The organism is Gemmatimonadota bacterium, from assembly GCA_026706345.1.
Classification (GTDB): Bacteria; JAAXHH01; JAAXHH01; order JAAXHH01; family JAAXHH01; genus JAAXHH01.
Map to the genome: position 1 here is coordinate 23,437 of JAPOYX010000168.1, position 4,096 is coordinate 27,532.

General features: G+C 67.7%; 3 protein-coding genes. All 3 read right to left on the reverse strand.

What is annotated here, in order from left to right:
- Positions 1–466: 466 nt before the first annotated feature.
- Positions 467–1,141 (reverse strand): hypothetical protein, encoded by a 675-nt coding sequence (locus OXG98_11120; protein MCY3772554.1) that lies wholly within the window; start codon positions 1,139–1,141, stop codon positions 467–469.
- A gap of 962 nt (positions 1,142–2,103) precedes the next feature.
- Complete coding sequence (locus OXG98_11125; GenBank protein ID MCY3772555.1) at positions 2,104–2,469, reverse strand: hypothetical protein; 366 nt, start codon at positions 2,467–2,469, stop codon at positions 2,104–2,106.
- A gap of 108 nt (positions 2,470–2,577) precedes the next feature.
- The coding region (locus OXG98_11130) for an AAA family ATPase (GenBank protein ID MCY3772556.1) at positions 2,578–4,096 on the reverse strand (1,519 nt) is incomplete at its 5' end.

Genomic DNA, 4,096 nt, shown 5'->3' on the forward strand with positions numbered 1-4,096 from the left:
GCGAAGGAGTACACGCTCGGGGATGGAGCGTTCGCGCACTTTGGTATGCGGGTGCTTCCCTTGGGAGTCAGGTTGTTCGTCGTCCAGACTCGCGCCCAGGGCAGAATGCCCAACATTACGCTGGACCACGTCCCGGAGGCGCGCTGCAGCGAACCTGGCGGGAGGCGGCGGCCGTTCTCGCCCGCCTATGGAGAGAGGAGGAGCCCGTTCCTTCACCACGGAAGACTCGGTCGCCGCGCTTCTGTGAGTTCGCCGAGCGCTACCGCGAGCGTCGCCTGCCTCACCTCCGTTGGCCAGCTGCTTGGTCACTGACGGCGCGAGTGCACCGCCATCTACGCTCACCTCGACGATACCGCGTTGCAGGCCGCAGCCGCCCAGGCCGCGGCCGTCGTCGCCCGCGCCATGAACTATCGGGCCGAACCTTCGCCGCTGCCGGATCACGCGGGCGATCAGGCGGACACGTATGTCAGTCGGTCGGCCGATCCTTGACCCACGCCAAGCGAAGGCGGATCCCTTCGCACTCCCGCTCCGCCGAGACCTGATTCACGGCCGGAACGGGCATCCCCATGACTTCGGCGAACGCCTGGAAGTCGCCGAACGAGGTGTCGGCCACGCTGAAGGAATGCACAAGCATGATCGTCCGCGGGGTCCGATACCGCTGGGCTTCGTAGATGGCCGAGGCTGTGCGGTGGAGCAACTGGTAACGGATGTCCTCGACATCGACTACCCGAAGACCGAGAGACCCGCACAGGGCAGCCAGGCGACGTTCCTTGCCGGGGCTGTGATCATTCCAGGCGGACACCCGATCACCGAATGGCTCGTCGACCTTTCCCTCGACCGCAATCACCGCGTCACCGCGGCGAAGCTTCACGAAGGCAAGCAGATCGGTCTGGCTGCGGCGGCCCGGCGTGCGAAGATCCACGTCACGCTCGAACAGGCCCTCCACGAGGACAGCCCGGGCATAGTCGGGACACGTGTCCAGCACGGACCCGACCGGGCTTGGGATGCCTTCGGCCGCGATCCAGGAATGGGCCAGCTCATAGGCCGAGTAGCCCTTCCGCCAGTGACGCTCCTGCTTGGCCAGGTACGGAATTACATCCTCGGGCCGGGCAATCTCGTTGGCATAGAAGAAGCGACTCATCGGCTCCACCCCCGTTGCTTCGATATCACCGGAACGGTTCCCGGCGTTGACCGTCTACCACGGTAACGCTGCTCGAGCGGCTCCGGGATCACCCCACCCGCACGGCTGACGGCGGGGTAACAGGTGCGCCGTCGGCATCTGCGTGCACGGCAACGAAGGGGGGCGCGCCATTGCCTTGAGCTGCAGGGCGGGTGCGACCCATCCCTGCGGTACGGGACCAGGTGCAAAACCCGCCACTGCGGTGCGGACCATGTGCGCGGGCGGCGGTGCGTTCCGGTAACAGACCGACCCGGCTCACGAGTCCGGTGCGCAAGGTGTGCAAGATCGCACCGGCTGCTTGCACTGCACGCCGCTCTTTGTTACCTCAGATGCTGGGACGGCAACGCGGAACGCGCCCAGGTGTCGCGGCCCGATCGTCTCGCTCAATCGCCGCAACGGCTCCAACCCCTTGCGGCGGCGGCTGTTCCGGCCGGTGATGGTGTGGCGGCCCGAGCGCCCTTCCGACTCCATTCGGAGTCTGGATTTACACACCCCACGCAGCGAACTGCGGGCGCGCGCTTGCGCGCTTTCTGCGTGCCCTGGCGGGCACTTTGGGCGCCTTGCGGCGCCATTGATAGCCTTGCCTTTGTTGGGATGGGTGTATGCGCCACCGCATACATGCCAAGGCACTGATTACGCTTACGCTTTTTCTGACTGTATGCGCGACCGCATACATTGTATGCGCGACCGCATACATGCGAATCCGTCCAGATAACGGGCAACCCGCTCACGCTTGACGCGATATCCACCGGCAATCCAGCCAGTCATCGTTCTGGAATTGCTGACGAGCTGCACACAGCCGGCCACGTGCGCGTGCCCCTTTCTCCCCTCTTCGCCGCTCTTCCGCCCCTTCCGGTGCGTCCATTCGCCCTGTGATGGCAACGTCCTCGGCGCCGGATGGTTCCCCGGTTTGAACGGTCAGCTCAGTCCGGCCGGCGCTTCTTCAGCTCGCCTTGCAGCGCCTGGGCGGAACGAACCAGTTCCTTGAGCTCTTCGCCGCGGCCATTCCTGAGCATGTCGTTCCGCATGGCGGTCGCGATGATGTGCACATAGCGGAACATCTGCTCAATCTGCGCGGCCAGCTCGTCGCGGGATTCACCCAACGCGGGCCGGTCACCGACCGCGGCAATGGCAGCACTTCGCACGAGTTCGGCCGCCGTCATGCCCCGCATGACCGCAACGGTCTCGATCCGGGCCCAGTCGCGATCGTAGAACCGGATCGTTCGCGGCGTCTGTTTCTCCATATTGCCGTCGTCGTCGACCGGGCGCACCACCGGATTCTTGCTCATCGCTTGCCCCTCAGGCTCGCCGCTGCACGTGTGCAACCGCTCGCTGCACGTGTGCAACCGCTTCCTGTCCACAGATGTTCAGCCATCCCGTACCCGGTTTCCCGACCACTACAGGCCCAACCCGGCGTCCCGGCTTGGCTCCCGGGGTCCCGGTTCCCGCTCCGGTGTTGGCGCCGCGGGGCTCGTGCGGTCCCCGGCAGCACCCCTTTCGATGCCTTGTTCCGTCGCCTGCCCGTACGGACGACCAGTTTCCGAGCCCCGGCTGGGAGTCTCCCGCGACATCTCCCCGATGCCTTCGAGCGCCGCGATGCGCTCGCCGGTAACGGCCTGAAGCTGCGCGCGGAGCTCGGATGCATCGTCGGTGACCAGCTCCGCGCGGTCGCGAGCCCGGCTGATCTCGACGTAGAAGCTCTTCTGCGTGGTCAGGTGGGGGTGCCTGGCCTCGATCGCCGCGATCACGTTGTCGACCGTGCGCCCCTGAAACGCGTGCACGGTCGATGCCCAGGCATGGTCGAGGTGCCGCAGCTGCCGGTCGCCCGGGCGCAGGTCGAGCCGGCGCCCGTCCTCCAGGCGGAACGCAACACGCCCGTTGGTGACGCCCAGCACTTCTGCGGTGCGGCTGTTGACCACCCCGAGCCCGGCATCGTTCCGCGTCCAACGGACGCGATCACCGGCACGGAGCTCGATCCCCTCCGAGCGGTACACCTCGGTGCCGCCGCTCCGGCCGCCGACCTGGGCGGGTCTCCAGGCGACGCTCCCGCCCTTGCCGTCATCGAGCAGGACGGCCCCGCGCTTGCCGTCGACGCCGACCACGCGGCGCTCATCACCCTTCCCGACGCCGATCCGCTTGTAGGACCGGAAGAAGGCGACCACGTCACCCTTCGCGTAGTTGTCGGCGAGCGCCTTCTCGGCCTGCGTGTACCCCTTCGAGACCAGCCTCTCGACCTCCGCGGCCGGCCCCTGCAGGCGTCCCTCGCGCGCGAGTTCCTCGCGGATATAGCCGTTGATGCGGAGGCGGAGTTCGTGACTTGGCGCCATGACCCCGGTCCGTTCCCGGTGCTGCGGCGACAGCGCCAGCCAGCGGGCGGCGACGGCGCTCCCGATGTCGCTCGCACGGGCCTCTGCGACGTTGGTGCCGAGCTTGTCGAAGGCCCGGCGGATGTCGCCCTCGAGGCTCGCCTCCACCGCCTCCTTCAGCGCCGGGTCGCGCTGACGCATGATCTCGTCCATCACCGCGGTCTGCATGCCGGCAGCCTGGAGCTGGGCGAACGGTTTCCCGGCGTCAACGGCGTCAAGCTGCTTGGCGTCGCCCACCAGCACCACGCGCGGGATCCGGAGTTCGCCCGCGATCCGGAGCAGGTCCCGGGCCTGGACGGTCGAGGTGAGCGAGCCCTCGTCGACCACCAGGATCGTCTTCGCGAAGGCCGCCCGCATCTCGCGCGCACCGCGCTTCGTGAGGCGGCCCGCGGCCACGCCGGCATTCCGCGCCAGGAACCCCTGCAGCGTCTGCGACTCGATCCCCGCCTCGGCGGCGAGCGTCTTGACTGCCGAGGCGGAGGGTGCCAGGCCCACCATGCGCCAGCCCTTCTTCTCCGCGAGCGTGCGCGCCCGGTCGAGCATGGTGGTC

Bases quoted from the DNA above. Each gene is read 5' to 3' on its own strand.
- OXG98_11125 (MCY3772555.1), bottom strand. From the start codon at position 2,469: ATGAGCAAGAATCCGGTGGTGCGCCCGGTCGACGACGACGGCAATATG.
- OXG98_11120 (MCY3772554.1), bottom strand. From the start codon at position 1,141: ATGAGTCGCTTCTTCTATGCCAACGAGATTGCCCGGCCCGAGGATGTA.